This window comes from Aurantiacibacter gangjinensis, assembly GCF_001886695.1.
GTDB lineage: Bacteria > Pseudomonadota > Alphaproteobacteria > Sphingomonadales > Sphingomonadaceae > Alteraurantiacibacter > Alteraurantiacibacter gangjinensis.
In genome coordinates this window covers 82,466-105,784 of record NZ_CP018098.1, presented here as the reverse complement: position 1 = coordinate 105,784, position 23,319 = coordinate 82,466, and the positions used below count along the sequence as shown (strand labels likewise).

25 protein-coding genes and 2 tRNA genes are annotated in these 23,319 nt (G+C 62.1%); 10 read left to right on the top strand and 17 right to left on the bottom strand.

All coding sequences use genetic code 11. The features are described from left to right. Positions 1 to 3: 3 nt before the first annotated feature. The 3 genes from BMF35_RS12710 to BMF35_RS12700 form a co-directional block, all read right to left on the bottom strand. On the bottom strand, positions 4 to 798 hold the full coding sequence (locus BMF35_RS12710; RefSeq protein WP_047007771.1) for a response regulator: 795 nt from the start codon (positions 796 to 798) through the stop codon (positions 4 to 6). A 403-nt stretch (positions 799 to 1,201) separates the two neighbouring features. Then, positions 1,202 to 1,633, bottom strand: a complete 432-nt coding sequence (locus BMF35_RS12705) for a response regulator (protein WP_236781610.1) — start codon at positions 1,631 to 1,633, stop codon at positions 1,202 to 1,204. An 85-nt stretch (positions 1,634 to 1,718) separates the two neighbouring features. Beyond that, complete coding sequence (locus tag BMF35_RS12700) at positions 1,719 to 2,873, bottom strand: GNAT family protein (RefSeq protein ID WP_047007772.1); 1,155 nt, start codon at positions 2,871 to 2,873, stop codon at positions 1,719 to 1,721. Between the two features lie 134 nt (positions 2,874 to 3,007). On the opposite strand from BMF35_RS12700, the gene BMF35_RS12695 reads away from it, so the two are divergent. Next, positions 3,008 to 4,108, top strand: a complete 1,101-nt coding sequence (locus BMF35_RS12695; protein WP_047007773.1) for a fatty acid desaturase family protein — start codon at positions 3,008 to 3,010, stop codon at positions 4,106 to 4,108. 54 nt (positions 4,109 to 4,162) lie between these two features. Here the strand turns inward: BMF35_RS12695 and BMF35_RS12690 are convergent, their stop codons facing one another. From BMF35_RS12690 to BMF35_RS12660, 7 genes are all read right to left on the bottom strand, one after another. Continuing rightward, positions 4,163 to 4,417: a hypothetical protein gene (locus BMF35_RS12690; RefSeq protein ID WP_047007774.1), complete on the bottom strand. Its 255-nt coding sequence runs from the start codon at positions 4,415 to 4,417 to the stop codon at positions 4,163 to 4,165. Beyond that, positions 4,417 to 4,650: a hypothetical protein gene (locus BMF35_RS12685; protein WP_047007775.1), complete on the bottom strand. Its 234-nt coding sequence runs from the start codon at positions 4,648 to 4,650 to the stop codon at positions 4,417 to 4,419. Before BMF35_RS12685 ends, BMF35_RS12690 begins: the two co-directional genes overlap by 1 nt. 80 nt (positions 4,651 to 4,730) lie before the next feature. After that, the gene (lptG, locus tag BMF35_RS12680) at positions 4,731 to 5,828 is read right to left on the bottom strand and encodes an LPS export ABC transporter permease LptG (RefSeq protein ID WP_047007776.1); all 1,098 of its coding nucleotides are present in this window, start codon (positions 5,826 to 5,828) and stop codon (positions 4,731 to 4,733) included. Beyond that, complete coding sequence (locus BMF35_RS12675) at positions 5,818 to 7,089, bottom strand: LptF/LptG family permease (RefSeq protein WP_071961232.1); 1,272 nt, start codon at positions 7,087 to 7,089, stop codon at positions 5,818 to 5,820. Before BMF35_RS12675 ends, lptG begins: the two co-directional genes overlap by 11 nt. A gap of 100 nt (positions 7,090 to 7,189) precedes the next feature. After that, positions 7,190 to 7,585, bottom strand: coding sequence for an ATP-dependent Clp protease adapter ClpS (clpS, locus tag BMF35_RS12670; RefSeq protein WP_236781609.1), 396 nt, complete (start codon positions 7,583 to 7,585; stop codon positions 7,190 to 7,192). A 190-nt stretch (positions 7,586 to 7,775) separates the two neighbouring features. Beyond that, positions 7,776 to 8,489: a phasin family protein gene (locus tag BMF35_RS12665; RefSeq protein WP_047007911.1), complete on the bottom strand. Its 714-nt coding sequence runs from the start codon at positions 8,487 to 8,489 to the stop codon at positions 7,776 to 7,778. Between the two features lie 148 nt (positions 8,490 to 8,637). Further along, complete coding sequence (locus tag BMF35_RS12660; protein WP_047007777.1) at positions 8,638 to 10,503, bottom strand: PHA/PHB synthase family protein; 1,866 nt, start codon at positions 10,501 to 10,503, stop codon at positions 8,638 to 8,640. Positions 10,504 to 10,651: 148 nt separating this feature from the next. Between BMF35_RS12660 and BMF35_RS12655 the strand changes: the two genes are divergently transcribed. Next, positions 10,652 to 11,842 carry an LL-diaminopimelate aminotransferase gene (locus BMF35_RS12655; protein WP_047007778.1) on the top strand — a complete coding sequence of 397 codons (1,191 nt, stop codon included), beginning with the start codon at positions 10,652 to 10,654 and terminating at the stop codon, positions 11,840 to 11,842. A 121-nt stretch (positions 11,843 to 11,963) separates the two neighbouring features. Beyond that, positions 11,964 to 12,704: a winged helix-turn-helix domain-containing protein gene (locus tag BMF35_RS13475; RefSeq protein ID WP_052766145.1), complete on the top strand. Its 741-nt coding sequence runs from the start codon at positions 11,964 to 11,966 to the stop codon at positions 12,702 to 12,704. Positions 12,705 to 12,737: 33 nt separating this feature from the next. Here the strand turns inward: BMF35_RS13475 and BMF35_RS12645 are convergent, their stop codons facing one another. Continuing rightward, positions 12,738 to 13,016: a PilZ domain-containing protein gene (locus tag BMF35_RS12645; protein ID WP_047007779.1), complete on the bottom strand. Its 279-nt coding sequence runs from the start codon at positions 13,014 to 13,016 to the stop codon at positions 12,738 to 12,740. A gap of 126 nt (positions 13,017 to 13,142) precedes the next feature. On the opposite strand from BMF35_RS12645, the gene BMF35_RS12640 reads away from it, so the two are divergent. Both BMF35_RS12640 and BMF35_RS12635 read left to right on the top strand, forming a co-directional pair. Then, positions 13,143 to 13,216, top strand: a tRNA-Cys gene (locus tag BMF35_RS12640). A 20-nt stretch (positions 13,217 to 13,236) separates the two neighbouring features. Then, a tRNA-Thr gene (locus BMF35_RS12635) sits at positions 13,237 to 13,312 on the top strand. A 19-nt stretch (positions 13,313 to 13,331) separates the two neighbouring features. Here BMF35_RS12635 and BMF35_RS12630 read toward each other — a convergent pair. Genes BMF35_RS12630 through BMF35_RS12615 form a run of 4 tightly spaced genes read right to left on the bottom strand, consistent with a single transcriptional unit; the run spans position 13,332 to position 17,065 of the window. Further along, complete coding sequence (locus tag BMF35_RS12630; protein WP_047007780.1) at positions 13,332 to 13,958, bottom strand: ATP-binding cassette domain-containing protein; 627 nt, start codon at positions 13,956 to 13,958, stop codon at positions 13,332 to 13,334. Then, a complete protein-coding gene (modB, locus tag BMF35_RS12625) occupies positions 13,948 to 14,640 on the bottom strand; it encodes a molybdate ABC transporter permease subunit (protein ID WP_047007781.1) in 693 nt (230 codons plus the stop codon). The genes BMF35_RS12630 and modB overlap by 11 nt, the downstream gene beginning before the upstream one ends. A 9-nt stretch (positions 14,641 to 14,649) precedes the next feature. Then, the gene (modA, locus tag BMF35_RS12620) at positions 14,650 to 15,384 is read right to left on the bottom strand and encodes a molybdate ABC transporter substrate-binding protein (RefSeq protein ID WP_162199247.1); all 735 of its coding nucleotides are present in this window, start codon (positions 15,382 to 15,384) and stop codon (positions 14,650 to 14,652) included. 49 nt (positions 15,385 to 15,433) lie between these two features. Beyond that, on the bottom strand, positions 15,434 to 17,065 hold the full coding sequence (locus BMF35_RS12615) for a CHASE domain-containing protein (protein ID WP_047007783.1): 1,632 nt from the start codon (positions 17,063 to 17,065) through the stop codon (positions 15,434 to 15,436). A 266-nt stretch (positions 17,066 to 17,331) separates the two neighbouring features. On the opposite strand from BMF35_RS12615, the gene BMF35_RS12610 reads away from it, so the two are divergent. The 3 genes from BMF35_RS12610 to BMF35_RS12600 all read left to right on the top strand — a co-directional run bounded on the left by BMF35_RS12610 (position 17,332) and on the right by BMF35_RS12600 (position 19,402). Continuing rightward, positions 17,332 to 17,514: a NepR family anti-sigma factor gene (locus BMF35_RS12610; RefSeq protein WP_047007784.1), complete on the top strand. Its 183-nt coding sequence runs from the start codon at positions 17,332 to 17,334 to the stop codon at positions 17,512 to 17,514. After that, positions 17,511 to 18,146 (top strand): sigma-70 family RNA polymerase sigma factor, encoded by a 636-nt coding sequence (locus BMF35_RS12605; RefSeq protein ID WP_047007785.1) that lies wholly within the window; start codon positions 17,511 to 17,513, stop codon positions 18,144 to 18,146. Before BMF35_RS12610 ends, BMF35_RS12605 begins: the two co-directional genes overlap by 4 nt. A 107-nt stretch (positions 18,147 to 18,253) precedes the next feature. Beyond that, on the top strand, positions 18,254 to 19,402 hold the full coding sequence (locus BMF35_RS12600; RefSeq protein WP_047007786.1) for an AI-2E family transporter: 1,149 nt from the start codon (positions 18,254 to 18,256) through the stop codon (positions 19,400 to 19,402). 68 nt (positions 19,403 to 19,470) lie between these two features. Here the strand turns inward: BMF35_RS12600 and BMF35_RS12595 are convergent, their stop codons facing one another. Then, the gene (locus BMF35_RS12595; RefSeq protein WP_047007787.1) at positions 19,471 to 20,082 is read right to left on the bottom strand and encodes a superoxide dismutase; all 612 of its coding nucleotides are present in this window, start codon (positions 20,080 to 20,082) and stop codon (positions 19,471 to 19,473) included. 178 nt (positions 20,083 to 20,260) lie between these two features. On the opposite strand from BMF35_RS12595, the gene glmM reads away from it, so the two are divergent. Continuing rightward, the gene (gene glmM, locus BMF35_RS12590) at positions 20,261 to 21,601 is read left to right on the top strand and encodes a phosphoglucosamine mutase (protein ID WP_047007788.1); all 1,341 of its coding nucleotides are present in this window, start codon (positions 20,261 to 20,263) and stop codon (positions 21,599 to 21,601) included. After that, the gene (gene thiD, locus BMF35_RS12585; protein ID WP_047007789.1) at positions 21,601 to 22,359 is read left to right on the top strand and encodes a bifunctional hydroxymethylpyrimidine kinase/phosphomethylpyrimidine kinase; all 759 of its coding nucleotides are present in this window, start codon (positions 21,601 to 21,603) and stop codon (positions 22,357 to 22,359) included. The genes glmM and thiD overlap by 1 nt, the downstream gene beginning before the upstream one ends. On the opposite strand, the gene BMF35_RS12580 is transcribed toward thiD, so the two are convergent. Then, positions 22,360 to 23,217, bottom strand: coding sequence for an LOG family protein (locus BMF35_RS12580; RefSeq protein WP_047007912.1), 858 nt, complete (start codon positions 23,215 to 23,217; stop codon positions 22,360 to 22,362). Between the last annotated feature and the right edge of the window lie 102 nt (positions 23,218 to 23,319).

The following is a 23,319-nucleotide window of genomic DNA, read 5'->3' as shown; positions in this document are numbered from 1 at the left end:
CGCTTAGTCGAGCGGGCGGCTCGATCCGAAGAACAGGGCCTGGCTAATCGCCGCGCGCACCGTGTCTTCCTGAAAAGGCTTAGTAATCAGGTAAGTCGGCTCCGGACGGTCGCCGGTCAGCAGCCGTTCGGGATAAGCGGTGATGAAGATCACCGGCACGCTAGTGATGGCGAGGATATCGTCCACCGCGTCAAGGCCCGAAGACCCGTCTGCCAGCTGGATATCGGCCAGCACGAGGCCGGGCGTCTTGTCGGCGACCACTTCCTGCGCCTGCGTGCGCGTCGCTGCCGTGCCGCAAATCTCGTGGCCCAGCGAGCGCACAAGATCTTCCAGCTGCATGGAAATCAGCGGCTCGTCTTCGATAATGAGAACGCTGGTCGTCGTCTCGCGCTCGATTTCGGCAATCGCCTCGCGCACCAACCCGTCGACGTCGCCCTCATCCATTTCCATGATGCTGGCAGCTTCGGCGGTAGTGAAATCTTCCACGGTGGTGAGAAGCAGGGCCTGCCGGTTCACGGGCGTAATGCGCTTCAGCTGGTCCTGTGCGGCGGCCTCGTGAGTACCGGCTTCGTTCTGCTCCTCGTCCACTTCCATATAGGCGCTGGACCAGACCTTGTTGAACGCCTTGTACAAAGGCACACGGCCTCCGCGCAGGCTTTCGGCCACTTCGTCATCCGCAAGTGCGGCTTCCAGCGTGGCTTGGACAAAGGCATCGCCGGTGGACTGCGACCCGGTGAGGGCGCGGGCATAACGGCGGAGAAATGGTAGATGTGCGGCGACTTCGGCCCCAATAGACATAAATGTCCTTCCCGTTGAATTCGATACTTGTGAACGCGCGCATGGCATATGGGTTCCAGCCTAGTGCGAGGGCGGCGAAATAGTTCTCACGAGGCCCGATTTGCAGGCATGATCGGATGGCCGATGTCGCCAGTTTCGGTGCGCAAAACAGGGCCCTGCGAAAAAAATGCAAAAAAAGTGATGGCCTTGGGAACCGCTTTTCCGGCCGGACATTTCTCTATTGTCACCCGCCGAGACCCCCCCTCCCGTCCAAGCGGCCGGTGATACGATCCCGAAAGGCCTTCACTCAGAAATCTGAGTGGAGGCCTTTTTTTTCGTCTGTCGCCATGACCGGTATCGCAGAACGCCGCGCAGCCCGATGGTGGCCGCAATACGCGAGCGGGATATCCGGATTGTCAGGAAATTAGCGCAGCAAGCGCGCGATCAGCCCTTTTTTCGCGCCCTTGGAAAGCACGTCGACGAGCTGCTCGGGATCGTAGGGCTTTTCGAAGACCGGGCCCATATGCGCGATGTCGGCAGGGATGTCCTCGGGCGATCCGGTCGAAAACGCGATGCGCGGGCGTTTCGGGCCGAGCAGTGTGATAAGTTCTGCCAGCGCCCAGCCATCGTCGCGATCGGCAAGGTGCACATCGAGGATCACCGCATCGAACCGGCCCGGCTTGTCCAGCTCTGCCACGGTTGCCTTCATGGTGTGGCAAATGACAACGTCTTTCGCCCCGCCGCCCAGCAGCGCATCTTCGAGGGCGAGCGCCAGCACGGCGTCGTCCTCGACCAGCAGGACGCGGCCGAGATTGACGGGTTTCTTTGCCCGGTCCTGCATTTTGGCTTTGCTCATGCGACTCCCATCGGATGCCGACACGGTATCCATGCCACCAACGGCAGCGATGCCGTGCCGGTTCCCGTAGGAATGCCTAGCTGAATCAAAGCTGTTTTTCGTAAATCCGGTATTCGCGATTGACCGAGGACTCGATGGCATCGGCGATGGCGACCATGCCTTTGTTGTCCTCCAGCACCCAGCCGACCTCGGCCCGCTTTGTGTTGTGCTTACCGACCGTGTGGCGGCGGATATATTCGATCATCATGAAGGCCAACTGGCTGGCAAGCCGCGTGTTCTGGTATTTCAGCAGCACGCCCATCAGCGGCACGCGAAAATCCGCGCCAGTGGGACGGCGCAGCCACCAAAGCAGCTTCGCCCAATTGAAGGGCAGCAGGCGACCGCCATACTTTTGCAGTTGCGGGTTGATGTCCGGCCAGGCGAGCATGAATGCTGCGGGCTCTCCATCGACCTCGGCGATCATGTTCGCGCCTTCGATAATTAGCGGCTTGAGCTTCTTGATGCCGTGCGCCTTTTCCGCATCGGTCAGCGGCACGAAACCCCAATTGCCCGACCACGCATCGTTGAGGATGTTGAAGCAGATCGTCGCCTCTTCGTCGAAGCGGCTCTTGTCGACCGTGCGCACAGTGATCCGCGAACTACGCTCGCCCGATTTGACGATGCGATCGACGATGGCGGGGAATCCGTCGTCCACTTCGAGATCGTAGGTATAGAGCCGCTTGGCGACATCGTAATCCTGCGCCTCGATCCAGCCTTCATATTCAGCCTTGTCGTGCCCCATCATGATCATGGGCGGGTGATCGTGGCCCTTCACCAGCAGACCTGGCTCCTCCCAGATCGACATGCTGAGCGGGGCGAGCACGCGGGTCATGCCTTCGGCGCGCAGCCAGTCTTCTGCGCGGGCGATCAGCGCGGCGGCGACATGCTCGTCTTCGGCCTCGAACAGGCCCCAATTGCCCGTTCCCGGGCCCATGCCCTGCTCGGGCGGCTGTTTCAGCGCCAGCTCGTCGATATGCGCGGAAATCCGCCCCACCACCTCGCCGCTGCGCCGCGCAAGAAAGAACTGCACGCGCGCATGCTCGAAAAACGGGTTCTTTCCGGGCGTCAGCAGCTCCTCCACTTCGGATCGCAAGGGTGGCACCCAGTTGGGGTCATTCGCGTTCAGTCGATAAGCGCAATCGATAAATGCATTCAGGTCCGCCTTGCCCGAAACTGGGGCGATCTCTATCTGCTGGCTCACGCGATCCGCCTTTCATTCATGCTGGGTTCGCTCTCGATAGGCTTAAAGGCCAAGTCAAGCGCGCGTAGCCCTTGCCAGAGTACGGCTGAAGGGGCGCATCGCCATAACCCCCGATTTGCATTATAGAGCCCGCCATGGACACGGCCCAGAAGATCAATAGCGATACGGCAAGCACCGGAAAGCCGGAGCGCCGCCGCATCCACGCCCAGATTCCGGACGACAAGGCCATGCTGCGCGCCGCGGCAGAGCTGACGCGCGACATTAACAAGGCCCGCCCCGAAATCTACTGGCCGGATATGATCGGCAGCGCTCTTGTCGGCTACGCCGCGATGGCGGGTGCGATCCTGGTCGAGAATGGCTGGCTGGCACTGGCGCTGGGCGTGGTTTCCGTGCTGACACTGTACCGCGCGCTGCTGTTCATCCACGAGATCAGCCACCTCCACCGCGACGCGTTGCCCGGCTTTCGCACCGCCTGGAACGCGATTGTAGGCATTCCCATGCTGACGCCCAGTTTCATGTATGAAGGCGTGCATACGTTGCACCATGCGCGCACCAAATATGGGACGTTGGAAGATCCGGAATACATGCCGCTGGCCCTGATGAAGCCGTGGAGCCTGCCAATCTTTGTGCTAGTGGCTGCACTTGCGCCGGTCGGTCTGCTGATCCGGTTCGGTATCCTCACGCCGCTTGGCGCACTCTTTCCCGGCATCCGCAAGGCAGCGTGGGAGCGCGGCAGCGCGCTTGCCATCAATCCGGCCTTCCGCCGCCGCCCGAGCGAAGGCAACCAGAAGAGGCGCTTCTTCTGGCAGGAAGTCTTCGCCAGCGTATGGGCAGTCACCCTGATCGTTCTGGTTGTCGGCTTCCAGGCTTGGCGTCCGCTGCTGATCGCCATGGCCATCACCTCGGCTGTCGCGGTGTTCAACCAGTTGCGCACGCTGGTCGCGCATTTGTGGGAGAACGATGGCGAGGCGATGACGGTGACAGCGCAGTATCTCGACAGCGTGAATGTGCCGCCGCCCTCGCCGCTCGCCGCGCTATGGGCGCCGGTGGGCCTGCGCTATCATGCGCTGCATCACCTGATACCGTCCATGCCGTATCACTCGCTGGGCGAGGCGCATAAGCGCATTCGCGCCCATCTGGGCGACGGGTCGACATTTGATGAAAGCAGCCACAAGGGCATGATCCCGCTGGTGGGCAAGATTGCCCGTTCCACCATGCGCCGACGCGAGACGTAAAAGAAAAGACTCCGGACCGCGATCCGAAGCCTTTTTCTCATGCAACTTCGCGGGTTATTCCGCGACGTCTTCGGGCACCATGTTCTCGCCGCTGAATGCCTCATCGGTGGCCTCGTCAGCGCCGCCTTCGATACTGTCATTATCGGGCACCGGGCCATCTTCGTCACCGCCCTCTGGCAGCGGAGATGTGACGCTCTCTTCGAATTCCGTATCGGGCGCTTCTTCAGGCTCTTCCGGCGAACGATCCGGATAGCAGGCCGCGAGGGAGAGGCCGAGCGCTACGGCGGTCAAAGTTGCAACGCGGCGCATCAATAATCTCCTTCATCGGCGGGCTCGGCGGTCACAGCATCTTCATCCAGCGGCTCGCCATTTTCATCGACCGGGTTGTTCATTTCGACCGGTACTGGTGTGGTCTCGACCTCGGGCACATCGACATCCACTTGCTGCGCCTCGGCCGTGTCTTCCGGAGCGGGCTCTTCGGCGCAGGCTGAAAGGGCAAGCAACGGCGCAGCGGCCAGCGCGAGGGGTGTAGATTTGATCATGCTATGGGCCTCCTGATCGTGGTTCCTGTCGTAAACCGCTGCCGCGGGGCGCTGGTTCCGCGCCAAGCCTTGGCGTCGGCTCACTCCTCGGTGCGGACCAGAACGGTTTCACCGATGAACAGGAACAGGAAGAACGGCGCCCAAGCGGCGATCAGCGGCGGGTAGCCGCCGAAACTGCCCATCGCGAGTGCGGCATTGTCGACCACGAAATAGGCAAAACCCAGCGCCATGCCGATCACCGCGCGGATGAACAGGTTGCCCGAGCGCGCGAGGCCGAAACCGGCCACCGCGCCGAGCAAGGGCATCAACACGGCGGAAAGCGGGCCCGAGAACTTGTGCCACCATTTCGCCTCCAGCTCGGAGGTACGACGGCCCGCGCCTTGCAGCGCCTCGATACTGCGCGTCAATTCAGCCACACCTTCGGCATCCGGGTTCACGCGGCGAAGGGCGATCTGCGAAAGCTCGACCCCTTCGGCCACCACCAGCGTGTCGAATGTTTCCGTGTTGGCGGTGGCGACGGAGAAGCGCTCCGCATTCTCCAGCTGCCAGCCGGGCGCTGCAAAAGTTGCACGCTCGGCAGTGATCTGGCGAGTAATCATGCCCGCATCGTCACGCTCGTAAAAGGTGACGCCGGTCAGCACGCTATCCGCGCCGATGCCGTCGAGCGTGCGCCCCATCAGCACATTGCCGCCATCGCTGAAATAAACATTCGCGCGCGCATCCGGGTCTTCGGGAACAGCAGCGTAATCGACCGCTTCCCATGCGCTTAGCGTGGCATTGGCTCGGGTCACGACGCGTTCGTTGAAAGCGAAGCTGATAAGCGCCACGACGCCGCCGATAAGCAATAAAGGCGCAAGGATCTGGTGCGCCGAAAGCCCTGCCGCCTTCATCGCGATCACTTCGGAATTCTGGTTCAGCCCTGCCAGCGTAATGATGGTCGCCAGCAACACCGAATAGGGCAGGAAGCGCGCGATCAGCTGCGGCACGCGAAGCGAGGCGTAAAGCCACAGCTCGGCCTCCCCATTGCCTTCCACGGCGAGGATGTCGCCGGTCTTGCCCAGCAGGTCCAGCATCATCAGCACCAGCACCAGCATGGCCAGCACGGCGATGATGCGCACGGCGAACATCTTGGCGAGATAGATCGTCAGCACGCGCGAGGGGAAGAAATCAAACAGCATTGATCTTCACCTCGCCCACCACTTCATCCTCGATAAGGTCGGGATCGTCATCAGGAACGATGCCGCGCAATTTGTCTCGCCCGAGCAGCTTCTTGAGGCGCCGCGCGATCTTGGAATAGAAGCTTTCGAGAAAGCCGATGGCTTGGCCGCCCGGCACGAAAGCGACCTGGTAGAACATCCAGCCGATCAGGCAGGCAAGGACGGCAAACGGCCCCCACAGCGCCAGCGTCGGGTCGATCCGCCCGATCTCGGCCACTTCGGCACCATACTGGTTGATCTTGTGATAGGAGACCACGATGACGATGGAGAGAAACACGCCAAGCGCGCTACTCGATCGCTTGGGCGGAATGGCCAGCGCCACCGCGAGCAGCGGCAGCATCAGCATCATCACGACTTCCACCATACGATAGTTGAAATTGGCCTGGCTGGCCGCGCGCTCCGCCGCAGTGCTCTCAGGGCTCCAGCCCATCTCCAGCAGTTCGGGCAGGATATATTCGCGTTCGTCCTCGCCCCGGTCGCGGAATTGCTCCAGCGCGGGCAAGTCGATGGGCAAGTCATGCTGGCTGAAGCTGAGCACGCGCGGTGTGCCGTCGGTCACATCGTGGACGATTACCCCGTCGCTGAGGCGCAGTACGATGGTGTTGCGATCCTCGCGATTGGCAAGGAAACGCCCCTCGCGCGCCGAAATGGACAGCACCTGCCCGTCATCGTCGGCCACACGGGCGAACACGCCCATCAGCTGACGGCCTTCATCCTCGCTTTCCTCGATACGCAGCGCCATGCGGTCTTCGATGGTGTTGAATTCGCCAACGCGGATCGACGCGCCAAGCGCGCCCGATCGCAGTTCGAATTCCATTTCCTCGTACGCGAAGCGCGCCTGCGGCTGGATAAAACCGACAATCGCGAAGTTCAGCGCCACCAGCGCCAGCGTGATGAGGTAAGGCACGCGCAACAGGCGCAGATATGACCAGCCGACAGCGCGCATCACATCGAGCTCGCTCGACATGGCGAGCTTCCGGAAAGCGAAGAGAATGCCCAGCATCAGCCCCAAAGGGATGGCGAGGCCGGCATATTCGGGAATGAGGTTTACCAGCATCTCGAACACGACGCCGATGGGGCCGCCTTCCATGCTGACGAACTCGAACAGGCGCAGCATCTTTTCCAGCAGCAGCAGGCTGGCCGCCAGCACGAATACGCCGATCATCGGCACGAGCACGAGCCGGAAGATATAGCGATCGGTGGCGGTGATGAAGTTGAACACGTGCTACGCTAGGCGATGGCGCCGGAAAGGCGGACTGCGCGAGCCTTAGCGGGAAAACCGCACCCGGTCATGTGCTGATTGGTGCAGTGCGAAATGCGCTTCAGGCCTTTTCCAGCGTGCATTGCAGGGGGTGCTGGTTCTCGCGGGCGAAATCCATCACCTGGTTCACCTTGGTCTCGGCCACTTCGTAGGGATATACGCCGCATACGCCCACGCCGCGCTGGTGGACATGGAGCATGACCCGTGTCGCTTCTTCGAGATCCATGCGGAAAAACCGCTTGAGCACCATCACGACGAATTCCATCGGCGTGTAATCGTCGTTCAGCAGCAGCACCCGGTACTGGCTGGGCTTCTTCGGCTTGGCGCGCGTCTTGGTGGCGAGGCCGATCTGGCCATCGCCATCGGTGTCTCCGTCGCCGGGCACATCCGTATCGCCATCGCCCGCGGCGAACTCAATCCTGGAGGCAAAGGGGGTGAAGGTCATGGTCTGCGTCATGCTGAGTGTGCGAATATCGTATCGAATATCGAAGCTGCAAGGGCACTTTTTCAGCTGGGAGGTCAGTCATTCGCGAAGATAGCGTTAAAAGATTGCCAGACAGCAAAAAGGCCGGGCAGCGCGAAGCTGCCCGGCCCATTGTCCGGCCGCCATGGAGAGGAGAGGTCGGCGGCCCGATTGTTCCTCGGCCTTAGGCGACCTTGGACATCTTTTCGGCGGCGACGTTCACGCGGCCCGAAATCGGGGCCATCACGTCATTGGCCAGCTTCATGGTGGCGTCGGTGGTCTTCGACGTGGCGGCGACCATGGCATCGAAATTGCGACGCATGATCTGGCCCTGCAGCTGGAACAGCTCGGTCGGGCTCTTCACACCGGCCATGCTCTTGAGGTCGGCCGTTGCGGTTTCGTAGGCGGTCTTGGCTTCATCGGCGAAGCTCTGGCCCATGCCCTGCACGCCTTCTGCAAAGACCTTGCCGCTCTCGACGACGGCTTCGACATTGCCCTTGGCGAAATCCGTCATTTCGGTCATCGCTTCGGTGCCCTTGTCGTAGGCGGCCTGAGCGCGTGTCTGCATTTCGTTGACTGCATCGTTCATCGTGTCGGTCATAGCGGTGGTGTAATCGGGGGTCTTGGTAGCCATGATGGTTTCCTTAAGTTGAGTAACGGTTTTCTGTGGTTTGGCGGCCTTCTTCAGAGGCGCCTTCTTCTTCGCGATGGGCTTCTTCGGCTTTGCTGCCGGAGCCTTCTTCGCGCTGACTTTAACTGCCGCGGCTTCTTTGACAGCTGCCTTTTTGGCAGCTTCAGCCTTGACCGGCGCGGGCTTGTCAGCTGCTTTTGCAGCTTCTTTCACCGGGGCCGGAGCCTGTTTCGCGGTCGTTTCAGTTTTGGACTTGGCCTGGGCCATGTTTCCTCGCTTCGTATCTGCTTCGCTGGGGGGCAGGTCATCCGCCACCCTTTGTTGCAGTGCACAATCTAGTCTTGTGCAGGTGCGAAGTCAAGAAAAATGTTGCACTGCACAAAAGTCGCAGGCAGCGCGTAAATTCGCCCTTCGGTCAGCGCATCGTAACGTAACGTCCGGGCGCGTCCTCGATCGCCGGGTTCGCCTTCCCGCCGGGCTTGCGTGCACCAGTTGCCTTGACGGTCGTTCCGTCCTGCTGGCGCAGCCATTCCAGCCAATCCGGCCACCAGCTTCCCGCATGCTCTGTCGCGCCTTCGACGAACTCGTCGAGCGACGCGAAATCGCCGTCATTGGTCCAGTACTGGTATTTCTTCGCATCCGGCGGATTGACGACGCCCGCAATATGGCCGCTTCCGGCCAGCACGAAGCGGTTATCGCCGGAGAAGTGATCCAGCGCCTTAAAGACGCTTTGCGGCGGCGCAATATGGTCCTCGCGCCCGGCCTGGATGTAAGTGGGGGTCTCGACCTTTGTCAGGTCGATCGGCGTGCCATCGGCGCTCAGCGCATCGGGCTGGACGAGCAGGTTTTCTTTATAAAGGTCGCGCAGATAGCTGGCGTGCCATTTGGCCGGCAAATTGGTGACATCACCATTCCAGTAAAGCAGGTCGAAGGCCGGATACTCCTCGCCGAGCAGATAGTGGTTCACCACGTAATTCCAGATCAGGTCCGATCCGCGCAGCATATTAAAGGTTGCCGCCAGATAGCGTCCATCCAGATAGCCGCCCTTGCTCGCCTGCCGGATGAATTCCAGCTTCCCATCATCGACGAACAGCTTGAGGTCGCCGGCATGCTCGAAATCGACCTGCGCGGTGAAAAAGGTCGCGCTTTTCACCCTGTCCGCATCGCCGCGCCGCGCCAGCACGGCCAGCGTGGCCGCGAGCGTCGTGCCCGCCACACAGTAACCGATCGTATGGACGCTCGGCACTTTCAGCCGCTCGCGCACCGTGTCGATCGCCTCGATCTGCGCGCGGATGTAGTCGTCCCATTCGATATGGGCGAGACTGTCATCGGCGCTCTTCCAGCTGACGAGACATACCGTGATGCCTTGCTCCACCGCCCAGCGCACGAAGCTCTTCTTCGCGTTCAGATCGAGAATATAGAAACGGTTGATCCATGGCGGGAAGATCAGCAGCGGGGTCGTCATCACCTCCGGCGTGGTCGGCGAATACTGGATCAGCTGGAACAGCTCTGTCTCGTGGATGACCTTACCCGGCGTCGTGGCGATGTTCTCGCCCAGCGTAAATTTGCTGGTATCCGTATGGGTCAGCTGCCCCTTTTCGAGGTCGCCTGAAAGCCGCTCAAGCCCTTTCACGAGGTTCTCGCCGCCCGTTGCCATCGTGCGCTCCAGCACAACCGGATTCATCAGCGGGAAATTGGCCGGGCTCATCGCATCGAGCACGCCCTGCGTGGCAAAGCGCAGGTTCTGCCGGACCTCTTCGGAAAGGCCCTTTGCCTCGTCCACGCTTTTTGAAAGCCGCTCCGCAATCAGCAGATAGGTCTGGTGGATCAGCGCATAAACCGGCTGTCCGCGCCATGCCGGATCGGCAAACCGGCGATCCTTGAAAGGAAGCGCAGCAGCATCGCCCTCGCTGTCACCTTCGCCATATTGTGAAAGTACGTTCTGCCACAGCGCCATGCCGTCGGCCCACAGCTTCTGCTGCGACTTGGCATCGAGCAGCGGATTGGCGGCAGACCATTTCTGCATCGCCTGCATCCAGCTTGCCGGATCGGTCAGCAGGGGTGCGCTTCGCTGTTCCGGCGGCATGCAGAATTGCAGCCACGTTTCCTGAAATTCCAGCATGGCGCTGCCCATCGCATCGATGGCGCTCTTGTCCGGCACTGCATCGGACGCTTGCGGCGCGAATGTCTGCATCATCTGGCGGGCGGCCTCGCCCTGGATGCGCAGCATTTCAGTGAAGATATCGGCGGGATCGCTGTCGCTGGTCGTGCTCTTGCTCATGGACCGTTCCTATAGCCGAAAATATGACGATTGAGAGGCCGCCATTTGGCGAATGGTTTGCGCCAGGGCCAAACACCGCGTTGCGCGGATTGTGCGATTGCGACATAGCGTTTCGCCGAAGCGCGTTACAGCGCAAGAGAAGGAAACAATGGATAGCGATTTCTACCGCATCAAGCGCCTGCCGCCCTATGTCATCGCCGAGGTCAATGCGATGCGCGCGGCGGCGCGAGCGGAAGGGCGCGACATTATCGATCTCGGCATGGGCAATCCGGACCAGCCGCCGCCGCAGCACGTGATCGATAAATTATGCGAGGTCGCGGCCAAGCCGGGCTCGCACGGCTATTCCCAGTCGAAAGGCATTCCCGGCCTGCGCAAGGCGCAGAGCGATTATTACAAGCGCCGCTTCGACGTCGATCTCGATCCGGAAAGCGAAGTGATCGTCACGCTCGGCTCGAAAGAAGGCTTGGCCAGCCTCGCCACCGCTATCACAGCGCCCGGCGATACGATCCTCGCGCCCAATCCCAGTTATCCAATCCACACATTCGGCTTCATCATCGCAGGCGCGTCTATCCGCTCGGTGCCTACCACTCCCGACGACCAGTATTGGGAAGAGCTGGAGCGGGCGATGAATTTCACCGTGCCGCGCCCCACCGTGCTGGTGGTCAATTTCCCATCCAATCCGACGGCCGAAGTGGTCGATGTGGGCTTCTATGAAAAGCTCGTCGACTGGGCAAAATTTCACAAGGTCTGGATCCTTTCCGATCTCGCCTATTCGGAGCTGTATTACGACGGCAAGCCGACGCCCTCCATCCTGCAGGTGCCGGGTGCGAAGGATGTGGCAGTGGAATTCACCAGCCTCTCCAAGACATTCGGCATGGCTGGCTGGCGCATGGGATTCGCCGTCGGTAACCGCACGCTGATCGCGGCGATGACGCGCGTGAAAAGCTATATCGATTACGGCGCCTTCACGCCCATCCAGGCCGCCGCCTGTGCAGCGCTGAACGGCCCGCAGGACTATGTCGAGCAGAACCGCGCCATGTATCACAAGCGACGCGATGTGATGGTGGAGGCATTCGGCCGCGCCGGATGGGATATCCCTCCCCCGCCTGCCAGCATGTTCGCATGGGCACCGCTGCCGCCTGCGCTGAAAGAGATGGGCAGCCTCGAATTTTCCAAACAGCTCCTGACCAAAGCGGAAGTCGCAGTCGCGCCGGGCGTCGGCTATGGGGAGGACGGCGAGGGCTTCGTCCGCATCGCCATGGTGGAAAACGAACAGCGGCTGCGCCAGGCTGCTCGCAATGTGAAGCGCTACTTCCAGGACATGGGGCTCGATAGCTAGGGCTTGCGCTAGCCCCATCGGCCAAGATCGGAACCGCCGCGCTCATGGGGTCGATTACGCAATTGCAGAATGTCATCGAAGGTGCTGCGCTGCCTCGCTCTGCGATCGATGGGAGCGAGAGGTGGATTATTTTGGCTGGATAGCCGCTGGCGATGCGCCACCTGCGCATTGGGATTTGCGACAGGCCGGCTGGGAGCTTTGCGGCGGACGCGATGGCTGCCGCGCGGAATGTCGCCACGTGCTGGTGTGCGATACGCAGGCGCTCACCGCAGCGCAGCGCGAGGCGATGGCACAGGCCGACCGTCCGGCATGGCGGCTGCTGATGCTGGGTGTCGAGGAACCGGCAGAGCGTGCGCACCTTCTCTCGCTCGGTTGTGCCGAGGCCTTGCCCGCGTCGACCGGCCTAGCCGAATTGCGCGCCCGCGCGGCGCGTGTGGCGGACATGTTCGGAAGGTTGCCGCGCTGGCGCGATGTCGGTGCGTTGACGCTCGACCTGTTTCACCGCGACGCCCGCCGGGGCCGACGCTGGCTCGGCCTGCATCCGCGCGAATTCGGGCTACTCTGGCGTCTGGCGGACCAGCCGGGCGAGCGCGTAACGCGGCGCGACCTGCTGCGCGATGTATGGCGGCTCAATCACGATCCCGAAACGAATAGCGTTGAAGTCCATGTTTCGCGATTGCGTTCGAAACTGGCGCTGGAGGGATGTGCTTCATTGGTGCGAACATCGCCACAAGGCGGTTATGCACTCGCTGTCGAACGCCCGTTCATGCTGTCCGAGCGCGATGCGCAGGGTGACGAACTCGACGCATATCTGCGCCAGATCGCTTGGGATGCAATCAACGAAGATGCCCGAAGCGATTAGCTCGCGTGCCAGTCAGCGAATTGCGATCCCGGCTCAGCGCGCCAGCAATTGCGCCAATCGGTCCAGAACCGTCTCGTGCAGCGGCGTCTCGAATGCGATACCGGCCCTGCCGTCTTCGGCCCACACCAGTTCGCCAGGCAGCGCGGAAAGGCCCGGCAGGGTTGCGAGCACACGCTCGCCCGGACGGGCCGCAGAGCCATGGAAATCGACCATGCAGCCGCCCGCCGATATGTCGAGCACCTCTAGGTCTATCGACCCACCGGTCTTGGCGCGCACCTTCACCCGCACCTCGTTTGTCGTGCCGCTTTCCATGGCCCGCCTTTTGCGCGCAAAATCCCTAATTCCGGGTTACGGACGACCGTCGTTCACGCTGCATCGGCAAGTTTGCGAAAAGACCGTTGCACATGGGCCCGTCACCCGCTAATTGCCGCGCCCTCCGGCCCGATGGCGGAGTGGTTACGCAGAGGACTGCAAATCCTTGCACGCCGGTTCGATTCCGGCTCGGGCCTCCATATCCCTTTAGTGGGACTGTGCCGCTTTAGCTCAGTTGGTAGAGCACATCATTCGTAATGATGGGGTCAGGTGTTCGAGTCACCTAAGCGGCACCACTTCTCTCCGCACCGGCCGTCAGCTTCCCATTTCGACCACCGCGCCTGCCAGTCGCTCGACTTCGGCGGCGGAGTGGCTGACGAGCATGATCGGCAGGTCGATCGTGTCTCGCAGCCGCTCTATCAGCGCCAGCAAGGCTTCGGCGCGCGCGGGGTCGAGCGAGGCGGCGGGTTCGTCGAGAAGCAGGAAGCGCGGGGCTGATAACAAGGCCCTGCCGATGGCGACCCGGCGCGCTTCGCCGCCCGAGAGATTGGCGGGGTAGCGGTTAAGCAAATGGCCGATTTCGAGCAGGCGCACCGTCTCATCGTGATCGATCGGAGCCTGTGTCCGGTCGGAAAACTTTCCGGCAAAGGCGAGGTTTGCTGCGACCGTCCGGTGCGGGAACAGGCGTGTGTCCTGAAAAACGTATCCGGCGCGTCGTTTCTCCGGTGGCAGGTCGATACCGCGCGCTTCGTCGAACATCCTCTGACCAGCGACATTCACGTGACCCTGAAGGGGTTTCGCCAAGCCGGCTATGGCGTTGAGCGCGCTCGTCTTGCCGACGCCAGAGGGGCCGACGAGGGCCGTGAGCCTCGCATCCGATACGATCCGGACAGCCATCGGCCGCTCACCGGGCTGGATCGTGATGTCGATGTCAAAGGACATGGGCTTGCCTGCCTTGCGATCGGCGCACCAGCCATTCCGATGCGAGGAGCGCGCCGAGCGACAGCACGATGGCGATGATTGCCAGCCGCGCGACGCCCGCCTCCCCGCCGGGGACTTGCAAGCCTGTGTAGATCGCAAGCGGCAGCGTGCGGGTCTCGCCTGCAATGTTCGAAGCGAAAGTGATGGTCGCGCCGAACTCGCCGAGCGAGCGCGCAAAGCCCAGCATGGCGCCTGCTGCGATGCCGGGAAGGCTGAGCGGCAGCGTAATCGTGAGAAAGGCCTTCCATGGCGATGCGCCGAGAGTTCTGGCCGCGCCGACAAGCCTGCGATCCACTGCCTCTATCGAGAGCCGCATGGCGCGCACCATGAGCGGCAGTGCCATCACTCCGGCAGCGATGGCCGCGCCTGTCCAGTTGAAAACGAGCGTGATGCCGAAGCTCTCATAAAGCCAGTTTCCGATGACGCCGCCGCGCCCCAACACGATGAGCAGCAGCCAACCCGTCACTACAGGTGGCAGGACCAGCGGGAGGTGGACCAGCGCATCGAGCAGCATGCGCCCTGGAAAGCGGCGGCGGGCTATGAGCCAGGCAAGCGCATAAGCTATCGGGAGCGTGACCAGCATGGCGACCAGGCTGACTTTCAGCGAAAGCGCGATGATCGACCATTCTGCATTCGTCAGCATGGGCACGGATCAGAGCGATGCAAAACCGCGCGCCGTGAAATGGCGGCGCGCGTTGGTGCTGGACAGATAGGCTAGCAAATCAGCCGCGTCCGCATGATCGGAAGCGTTTGTCAGAGCGGCGAAATAGATAATCGGCGCGTGGAGCGACGGGTCGATCTCCCGCACGACGCGCACACCGCGCGATGCCGTGGCATCGCTGGCATAGACGATGCCCCGTGCCGCTTCTCCACGCTCTACCAAGGCCAACGCGAGGCGGACATTCTCGGTGGGAACGATGTGGCCTTGAAGGGAGTCCCACAGGCCAAGCCCTTGCAATGCCTCGCGCGCGAAGATGCCTGCGGGAACCGTGTCGGGATCGCCCATTGCCACTCGGAAAGTGTCCGGCGCGGCGGCCAAGCTCTCAAGGTCCACCTCGCTCGCGTCGCCTGAGGGTGCAATAATGACCAAGCGGTTGCCCGCGATCGCCACCGGCTCCCCTCTCAGCGCGCCTTGCTCGGCCAGCCAATCCATCCAGCGGCGATCCGCCGTAATGACAAGATCGGCCGGAGCGCCATCGGCGACCTGGCGGGCAACGGTCGCGCTGCCGGCGTAGGACAGGGATGGCATAGCATTGTCATCGCCCTGCCAATCGACAGCGATGTCACCCAAGGCTTCCTGCATACTGGCGGCGGCGAGTATCACAGGCCCGCGCTCCGTTTCCGGCGCGCAGGACAGGCACAGGGTCAGACAGAAAAGGGCCAGCATGCCGCGCATCGCGCCTGCTTAGGAAGGCGAACTCCCAGCGTCCAGCATGCTATTTGCCGGTCGCGGTCTCGCTGCGATTGGCGCGGATCATGAATTCGGTCGCGCGGCGCACGGGGATAAGGAGCACGCAGCGCACCCCTTCGGGCTCGAAATCGAGCTCGACCGGATGCCGCAATTCGTGCGCGACAATACGCTCGATCAGGTCGGTGCCAAAGCCGCGCTTGCGATCCTGCTTTACCGGCGGCCCCCCGCGTTCCAGCCATTCGACGCGCACCAGCTTGTCGCTCACCATCTTCCAGTCGACCGATACCTGCCCGCCGGGCTGGCTCAGCGCGCCATATTTCGCGGCATTGGTCGCCAGTTCATGCACGGCGAGGCCCAGCGATAGGGCGTCGTTGGGAGCAAGCTCTACCTCCGGGCCTTGTAGCGAAACGGAATGGTCGGCCTTGTGCGCATAGGGCAGCAATTCGGCATCGAGCACAGACTTGACCGGGGTGGAGCCCCAATCCGATTGCGTCAGCAGATCGTGCGTGGCCGAAAGGGCGCGGATCCTGCCGTCGAGGCCGTCGGCAAATTCCTCGACATCGTCAGCCCTGCGCCGGGTCAGCGCGATGATGGAAAGGACATTTGCCAGCGTATTCTTCACGCGGTGGTTGAGCTCGCGCGTCAGCGAATTACGAATGCTAGCCTGCTCCTCGAACCATTGCAGCGCGCTTTCGTCTTCCTGCGCCTGCTGGGTCAGCATGCGCACCAGCAGCATCAACAGGCTGGCCACAAGCAGCCCGAAAATCAGCGTCGCCATAGACAGGCCGGACAGGCCGCTATCATCGACCTCGCTTACCGCGAGGCGCCACGGATTGTTGGCGATGGTGACCAGCTTGTTGATCGTATCGCGGTTGCTGAGGTCGCCTTCGAAGGTCGACGCCAGCAAATTGCCGCTATCGGTGTCGCTGTCGTAGAGGCGCACGCCATACGACCCTGCGTCTTCCAGCGCCAATGCGCTTTGCAGGAAGTCCTCGGCATTGAACGGCGAATAGATGAAGCCCTTCAGCGACCGCCCCCCGGGGCCGGCTTCGAACACGGGCATGTAGATGACGAAACCGGGGGCATCGCCCTCACCTTCCTGCTGCAGCACGATGGTATCGCTGGCCGTGGGGCGAGCGGATGTTTCTGCATCGTCCATCGCCGTGCGGCGTGTTGGCTCGGAATACATGTTGAAGCCCAACGCGCGGCGATTACGCTCTGTATCGGGCTGCAGGAAAGTGACGGGCACCGCGATCTGTTCACCGTCGGCCGGCAGGGGATAGACGGTGATATTCTCCATACCCTCCCTGGCAAGCATGGCATTGTATTCGTCGATTTCGCCGCCACGCACGAGCTGCGCCCAGCCAATGCCTTCTGCGCCACGATAATCGGCATCGAGACGCAGCTCGGAGACGAAGCGGCGGAAGTCGCTAGCCGGTATGTCGTCCATCGTCGAGAGCAGCGCTGCCCCTGCGCGCAAATAGGCGCTGCTGGCATTGGCCCTGCGCTCCAGAGCGGATGAAATAGCAATCGCGCGCGCATTGAGCTGGGCCGCGTCGCGGTCGCGCTCACCCCTTTCAATGGCGAAGATCGACAGGATCGTGATGCCGGCAATCAGCACGAAGATGCCAAGCGGCATGCCGCGCGGATAGCGCATCAGCCATCTTTTGGTCCTGCTTCGTCTGTCGGCCTGCTGCGACAAAAAAACTCCCCGAGGCGGCGAGCGCCCCTGTGTGTTCAGATTGCATATGCACGCGCCTACGGGCTGGCAATGCAGCGGAATGCGTTGCTACGGGGAACCGGACGCGAACCGTTTCGTTCCGCACTCACGACGAATGAATTGGCATAGCCGGAAGGCGCAATCGCGAAGATCGTGCGAATGTGTTGGCGGCGTCGCCGGAATTGACGGGAAACTTGCAATAGATGTCTTCCGAGAAGACCGAGAAGGACCTTGCTAAAGACCTGAAAAAGGGTGAGAATGCAGGCAAGGACGATCCGCAATGGGCATCGGGCCTCAAGCGCCTGTACGATCAGGTAGTGGATGAACCGCTGCCCGACAATTTCAAGGACTTGCTCTCCAAGCTGGACGAAAACGGGGGCAAATGAGCCAGGACCAAAAAAAGAAAGAGCTGCCGGAACGCAGCGCGGAGGACAAGCGCGCCTTCAAACGGGAACTGACCGAGGTCGTCCCGCATCTGCGCGCGTTCGCCCGCGGCCTGTGCGGCAGGCCCGACATGGCGGATGACCTTGTGCAGGAAACAATGCTGAAAGCGTGGGCCGCGCAGCGCCGCTTCGAGCCTGGAACGTCGATGCGCGCATGGACTTTCGTGATCCTGCGCAATGCCTATCTCACCGACATGCGGCGCAACCGCTTTCGCGGCGAGTATGACGAGACGGTGGCCGAGCGCATCCTGACGGCACCCGCCGGTCAAGAAGAACCGCTTCACCTGTCGGACCTGCACCGGGCGTTGCTGACCTTGCCGCCAGAGCGGCGCGAGGCGCTGCTGTTGGTGGGTGCCGGCGGCTTCTCCTACGAGGAAGCGGCCAATATCTGCGGCTGCGCGGTCGGCACGATCAAGAGCCGTGTAGGCCGTGCCCGCGCTGCGCTATCCAGCATGATCGAAGATGGCGACATTCCCGATCGCTCGATCGACGATCCCACGGCGCATCGCGCGATCCTGCAGGAACTGGATGATGTGGCAGCCGGTCGCGGGGAAGCGGCAGCAAAGTCCGGTTAGGCGCGCGCCGCTTTCCGGCGCACTGCCGAAGCTATAGTGCTTGATCGCCTGCCAGCGCGTCGCCATGCTGCGCGGCCAGTGACCTGTCATAGAAAGAAAGACCGATCATGAGCGCCGAGGGGGATCGCGCCACGCCCGAGAAAAAGCCCAGCCGGGCCGCCGTATTCGCGGCGCAGGAATTGCGCCTGATCTCCGCGCTGGTGATGCTGATCGCCATCGGTCTGTTCCTTGCTCTTCCCTTCGTTCTATCCATCGGATCGGTCGTTTTCCTGCCTCTCGTCGCGGCCTTGATCGTGACGATCATCCTTTCCCCGCTGGCCGACAAGCTCGCGGCGTGGCTGCCCAACGTGCTGGCCTCGCTTGTGGCACTGCTTGTTTTCTTCGCCATCCTCGCGCTGGCTTTGACCGCCGTCTTCGCGCCCGCCGTCACGCTCTATGATCAGGTGCCTGCCATGGTCGCGCAGGTCGGTGACCATTTCAGCGAATTGCAGGCGACCTTCGCGTGGGTCGGTCAGATGAACGACCAGCTGAACTCCGTGCTGGGATCGGAAGACGACAACCAGGTCGTGTTGGCTGGCCCCACCGTGCTGCAACAACTGGCCTTCGCGACACCGACAGTGCTGCTGGAACTGCTGCTGACCTTCATGCTGGCCTTCTTCATGATCGAAGCGCGCGTACGCCTTCGCCGTCGTTTGACGCTGGAGCGCCAGCAAGTCGGTGCCAGCCTCAAGGCTGCGCGTGCGATCCGCGAAGTGCAGGACCGGGTCGCCGCCTATATTCTCACCGTCGGGCTCATCAATCTGTGTGTCGGCGTGGTCGTGGGACTAGGCGCGTGGATGCTGGGCCTCGACGCGCCGATCATGTGGGGCGGCCTCGCTGCGCTCCTCAATTTCGTGCCCTATATCGGGCCGCTTGCCATGGTCATCCTGCTTGGCCTGTTCGGGCTCGGCTCGGCCGACAGTGTTTTCGTCGGCCTGATACCGGCCGCGGCCTATCTTGCCCTGCATACGGTGGAGGCCAATGTCATCACCCCGTCGGTGCTGGGCGCGCGCTTCACCATGAACCCTGTGCTGATCCTGCTGGCACTGTCCTATTTCGGCTGGATCTGGGGCGTGCCGGGCGCGCTGCTATCGGTGCCGATCCTGCTGACGCTGACGGCGCTGGCCGATCACCTCGGCAGGCCGAACTTTATCGGCTTCCTTTTCGGCGAGCCATTATTCGCCAGCAATGTGCTCGAAATGCAGGCAGAGGACTGAACGCGAAAAGGGCCCGCTCCGTTACCGGAACGAGCCCTTCTGCGGTAAGCCTGGTTTTTACCAGTGGCTTACTGCGGATATGTCCACGCAGAGCCGCGCGCCAGATTGTCGGCGGCGAAGCCCCAATTGAGATGGCCGTCCACCACGGCTTCAAGATATTTCGGGCGCGCGTTTTGGTGGTCGAGATAATAGGCGTGTTCCCACAGGTCGATTACCAGCAGCGGGTTTACGCCTTGGTCGACCATGGTGTCGGCATCGTGGCTGTCTTCGACGGCCAGCTTGCCGCCCTTTTCCACCAGCCACACCCAGCCGCTGGCAAAGTGGCCTGCGCCCTTGCTTTTCAACTGGTCCTTCAATTCGTCGAGCGAGCCGAAGCTGTCTTCGATCAGAGCGGCCAGTTCGCCGCTGGGGCCTGTGTTCTCAGGCGTCAGCGAGTGCCAGTAGAAGCCGTGGTTCCACACCTGCGCGCTGTTGTTGAACAGGCCTTTGTCGCTGCCGCGCGAGGCCGCGATGATGTCTTCCAGTGACTTGTGGGCATGGTCGGTGCCTTCGATGGCATCGTTGGTCTTGTCGACATAGGCCTGATGGTGCTTGCCGTGGTGATAGCTGAAAGTTTCTGCCGTGATGGCGGGCGCGATCGCTTCGCTATCGTAGGGCAGGTCCATGAGTTTGAAAGCCATGTCGGTCGTGTCTCCTGTCAGTCGTGGTCTTTTGCAACCAATGCGCGAGGCCCCGCATTGTTGCATCGCCGGCGGCAATTTTATGCCCGTGGCGCATTCGCCCACCAGCCGGGTCGTGACAAGACGGACGATTGGCGGCATGGCAGGGCAAACATCCGCAAGGGTTCAGGATACACGTATGGGACGCACCTATTTCGGCACGGACGGCATTCGCGGCCGCGCCAATTCCAAAAAGCTAAACGCCGCCATCGCCATGAAAGTCGGCCAGGCGGCGGGCGAGCATTTCCTGCGCGGCGATCACAAGCACCGCGTCGTCATCGGCAAGGATACGCGCCTGTCGGGCTATATGATGGAAAACGCGCTGGTCGCCGGTTTCACCAGCGTGGGCATGGATGTCATCATGACAGGCCCGCTGCCCACCCCTGCCGTCGCCCTGCTGACGCGGGAAATGCGCGCCGATATCGGCGTGATGATCTCTGCCAGCCACAACGCCTATGGCGATAACGGCATCAAGCTGTTCGGCCCGGACGGTTTCAAACTGTCGGACGAGGATGAAGTCGCCATCGAAAAGGCGATGAAAGCCGATCAGGCCCTGGCGCAAGGCGACTCCATCGGCCGGGCGCGGCGCATCGAGGATGCGCGCGGGCGCTACATCCACGCTGTGAAGCAGGCGCTGCCCGAAGACATTCGGCTCGACGGGCTGAAAATCGTGGTCGATTGCGCGCATGGCGCGGCCTACAATGTCACACCCACCGCCATCTGGGAGCTGGGTGCGGAAGTCATCGCCATGGGTGTCGAGCCCAATGGCCTCAATATCAATGACGGTGTCGGTTCTACCCATCTCGATGCGATCAAGGCGCGCGTGGTGGAGGAAGGCGCCGATATCGGTATCGCGCTGGATGGCGATGCCGACCGGCTGATCGTGATCGACGAGAAGGGCCAGAAGGTCGACGGCGACCAGATCATGGCGCTGATCGGTACGCGCTGGGCCAAGCGCGGCACGCTGCGCGGCGGGGGCGTGGTCGCAACCATCATGTCGAATCTGGGGCTGGAGCGGTACTTGCAAGGCCAGGGCCTGGACCTCGTCCGCACCAAGGTGGGCGACCGTTATGTGCTGGAGGCGATGAAAGCAGGCGGATACAATGTCGGCGGAGAGCAGTCCGGCCACATGATCCTGCTCGACCACGCCACTACGGGCGACGGCACGGTCGCCGCGCTTCAGGTTCTGGCCGCCATGGTCCGCACCGGATTGCCCGCGAGCGAATTGCTGCACCAGTTCGATCCGGTTCCGCAGATCCTAAAGAACGTGGAATACGGTGAGACCGATCCAATGGAAGCCGCCACGGTGAAGGACGCCATTGCCGCTGCCGAAGGCACGCTCGGCAATAATGGTGGGCGGCTGGTCATCCGGAAATCCGGTACGGAGCCGCTGGTGCGCGTGATGGCTGAAGGCGATGACGCGGGGCAGGTAGAGCAGGTTGTGGACGAGGTTTGCGAGGCCGTGCGAGCCGCAAGCTGATGTCCGCGCGCCCACCCCGTATCCTTGCCATTGCCGGGTCCGACAGCTCGGGCGGTGCGGGCATCCAGGCGGACATCAAGACGATCACCATGCTGGGCGGCTATGCAATGACGGCCATCACTGCAGTCACCGCACAGAATACGCGCGGCGTCAGCGCTGTGGAGCCTCTGTCGCCCGACATGGTGGCCGCGCAGATCGATGCCTGCATGGAGGACATCGGCGTCGAGGCGGTGAAGATCGGCATGCTGGGCAGCGCAGACATAGCAGAAGTGGTGGCAGACCGGCTGGAAGATCTCGGAAGGCCCATCGTCTTCGATCCGGTCATGGTCGCCACCAGCGGCGCTGCTCTGGCGGATGAAGCCACCATCCACGTGTTCGAATGGCTGATGGAAATCGCCACGCTCACCACGCCCAATGTGCCGGAATTTCAAGCGTTGGGCGGTGCAGATGCGATGGCGAAGCGCGGCGTGGCCTACCTCGCCAAGGGCGGCGACAGCGATGGACCGATGGTTGAGGACCGGCTGGTTCGACCAAGCACAGACGACGTAGTCTGGAGCGATGCGCGCATCGTCACCCGCCACACGCATGGCACCGGCTGCACCCTTTCCTCCGCCATCGCCACCCTGCTGGCAAGCGGCCTGCCGCTGCACGACGCCATCACCAAGGCCCGGCGCTTCGTGCGAGACGCCTTGAAAGCCGCCCCCGGCTATGGCGGCGGAAACGGTCCGCTGGGCCATCACGCCGTGCGCGGCGACTGACTACTTGCCGCTTGGGATCGTCCCGCCGTTCGGATCCTCTTCGATGCCGTAGAAATCGGCAATGGCTTGCCAGCCTTCCTCGGCGCTTTCGCACCAGGTGATGAGGTCCAGGTCCTTTTTGGAGATCGTGCCTTCATCGGCAATCGCTTCGAAATCGACCACGCGCGTCCAGAAATCCTTGCCGAACAGCAGGATCGGGATGGGCTTCATCTTGCCGGTCTGGATTAGGGTCAGCAGCTCGAAAAACTCGTCGAACGTGCCGAAGCCTCCGGGGAACACCGCCACCGCCTTCGCGCGGATAAGGAAGTGCATCTTGCGCAGCGCGAAATAGTGGAAGTTCAGCGACAAATACGGCGTCACATACGGGTTGGGCGCCTGCTCGTGCGGCAGGATGATGTTGAGGCCGATGCTCTCTGCGCCCGCATCGCTGGCACCGCGATTGGCAGCCTCCATGATGGAGGGGCCGCCGCCGGAACACACGACGAATTGCCGCATCCCGTCCTCGATGATGGCCTTCTCGCCGGCGATGCGCGCCAGCCGGTAGGCTTCGGCATAGTATTTTGATTTTGCGGCCAGGTTGCGCACCACGCGCGCTTCGTCTTCGGGCAGGTTTTCGGCCTGTTTCAGCGCATCTTCGGCGGCTTCAGGCGGCGGAATGCGAGCAGAGCCATACATCACCAGCGTGGAGCCGACGCGCGCTTCATCCAGCACCATTTCCGGCTTCAGCAGCTCCAGCTGGAAGCGCACCGGGCGCAGTTCTTCGCGCAGCAGAAAATCCTGGTCGCGAAAAGCGAGGCGGTACGCGGGATGACGGGTCTGCGGTGTGTCGGAAATGGAATCGGCAAATCCGGCTTCCATGTCGGCATGGTAGAACTTGTGGTCGGACAGCTCGCTATCGCCGTCCCTCGGGGTATCGGTCACTCAATTATTCCTTCGTTTCTTGGCTGAGCAATTAGGCAC

What these genes read in the sequence shown, in the direction of transcription:
- BMF35_RS12710 (WP_047007771.1), bottom strand. Translation starts at nt 798, where the DNA reads ATGTCTATTGGGGCCGAAGTCGCCGCACATCTACCATTTCTCCGCCGT.
- BMF35_RS12705 (WP_236781610.1), bottom strand. Translation starts at nt 1,633, where the DNA reads ATGAGCAAAGCCAAAATGCAGGACCGGGCAAAGAAACCCGTCAATCTC.
- BMF35_RS12695 (WP_047007773.1), top strand. Translation starts at nt 3,008, where the DNA reads ATGGACACGGCCCAGAAGATCAATAGCGATACGGCAAGCACCGGAAAG.
- BMF35_RS12690 (WP_047007774.1), bottom strand. Translation starts at nt 4,417, where the DNA reads ATGCGCCGCGTTGCAACTTTGACCGCCGTAGCGCTCGGCCTCTCCCTC.
- BMF35_RS12685 (WP_047007775.1), bottom strand. Translation starts at nt 4,650, where the DNA reads ATGATCAAATCTACACCCCTCGCGCTGGCCGCTGCGCCGTTGCTTGCC.
- lptG (WP_047007776.1), bottom strand. Translation starts at nt 5,828, where the DNA reads ATGCTGTTTGATTTCTTCCCCTCGCGCGTGCTGACGATCTATCTCGCC.
- clpS (WP_236781609.1), bottom strand. Translation starts at nt 7,585, where the DNA reads ATGACGCAGACCATGACCTTCACCCCCTTTGCCTCCAGGATTGAGTTC.
- BMF35_RS12665 (WP_047007911.1), bottom strand. Translation starts at nt 8,489, where the DNA reads ATGGCCCAGGCCAAGTCCAAAACTGAAACGACCGCGAAACAGGCTCCG.
- BMF35_RS12660 (WP_047007777.1), bottom strand. Translation starts at nt 10,503, where the DNA reads ATGAGCAAGAGCACGACCAGCGACAGCGATCCCGCCGATATCTTCACT.
- BMF35_RS12655 (WP_047007778.1), top strand. Translation starts at nt 10,652, where the DNA reads ATGGATAGCGATTTCTACCGCATCAAGCGCCTGCCGCCCTATGTCATC.
- BMF35_RS12645 (WP_047007779.1), bottom strand. Translation starts at nt 13,016, where the DNA reads ATGGAAAGCGGCACGACAAACGAGGTGCGGGTGAAGGTGCGCGCCAAG.
- BMF35_RS12630 (WP_047007780.1), bottom strand. Translation starts at nt 13,958, where the DNA reads ATGTCCTTTGACATCGACATCACGATCCAGCCCGGTGAGCGGCCGATG.
- modB (WP_047007781.1), bottom strand. Translation starts at nt 14,640, where the DNA reads ATGCTGACGAATGCAGAATGGTCGATCATCGCGCTTTCGCTGAAAGTC.
- modA (WP_162199247.1), bottom strand. Translation starts at nt 15,384, where the DNA reads ATGCTGGCCCTTTTCTGTCTGACCCTGTGCCTGTCCTGCGCGCCGGAA.
- BMF35_RS12615 (WP_047007783.1), bottom strand. Translation starts at nt 17,065, where the DNA reads ATGCGCTATCCGCGCGGCATGCCGCTTGGCATCTTCGTGCTGATTGCC.
- BMF35_RS12610 (WP_047007784.1), top strand. Translation starts at nt 17,332, where the DNA reads ATGTCTTCCGAGAAGACCGAGAAGGACCTTGCTAAAGACCTGAAAAAG.
- BMF35_RS12605 (WP_047007785.1), top strand. Translation starts at nt 17,511, where the DNA reads ATGAGCCAGGACCAAAAAAAGAAAGAGCTGCCGGAACGCAGCGCGGAG.
- BMF35_RS12600 (WP_047007786.1), top strand. Translation starts at nt 18,254, where the DNA reads ATGAGCGCCGAGGGGGATCGCGCCACGCCCGAGAAAAAGCCCAGCCGG.
- BMF35_RS12595 (WP_047007787.1), bottom strand. Translation starts at nt 20,082, where the DNA reads ATGGCTTTCAAACTCATGGACCTGCCCTACGATAGCGAAGCGATCGCG.
- glmM (WP_047007788.1), top strand. Translation starts at nt 20,261, where the DNA reads ATGGGACGCACCTATTTCGGCACGGACGGCATTCGCGGCCGCGCCAAT.
- thiD (WP_047007789.1), top strand. Translation starts at nt 21,601, where the DNA reads ATGTCCGCGCGCCCACCCCGTATCCTTGCCATTGCCGGGTCCGACAGC.
- BMF35_RS12580 (WP_047007912.1), bottom strand. Translation starts at nt 23,217, where the DNA reads ATGGAAGCCGGATTTGCCGATTCCATTTCCGACACACCGCAGACCCGT.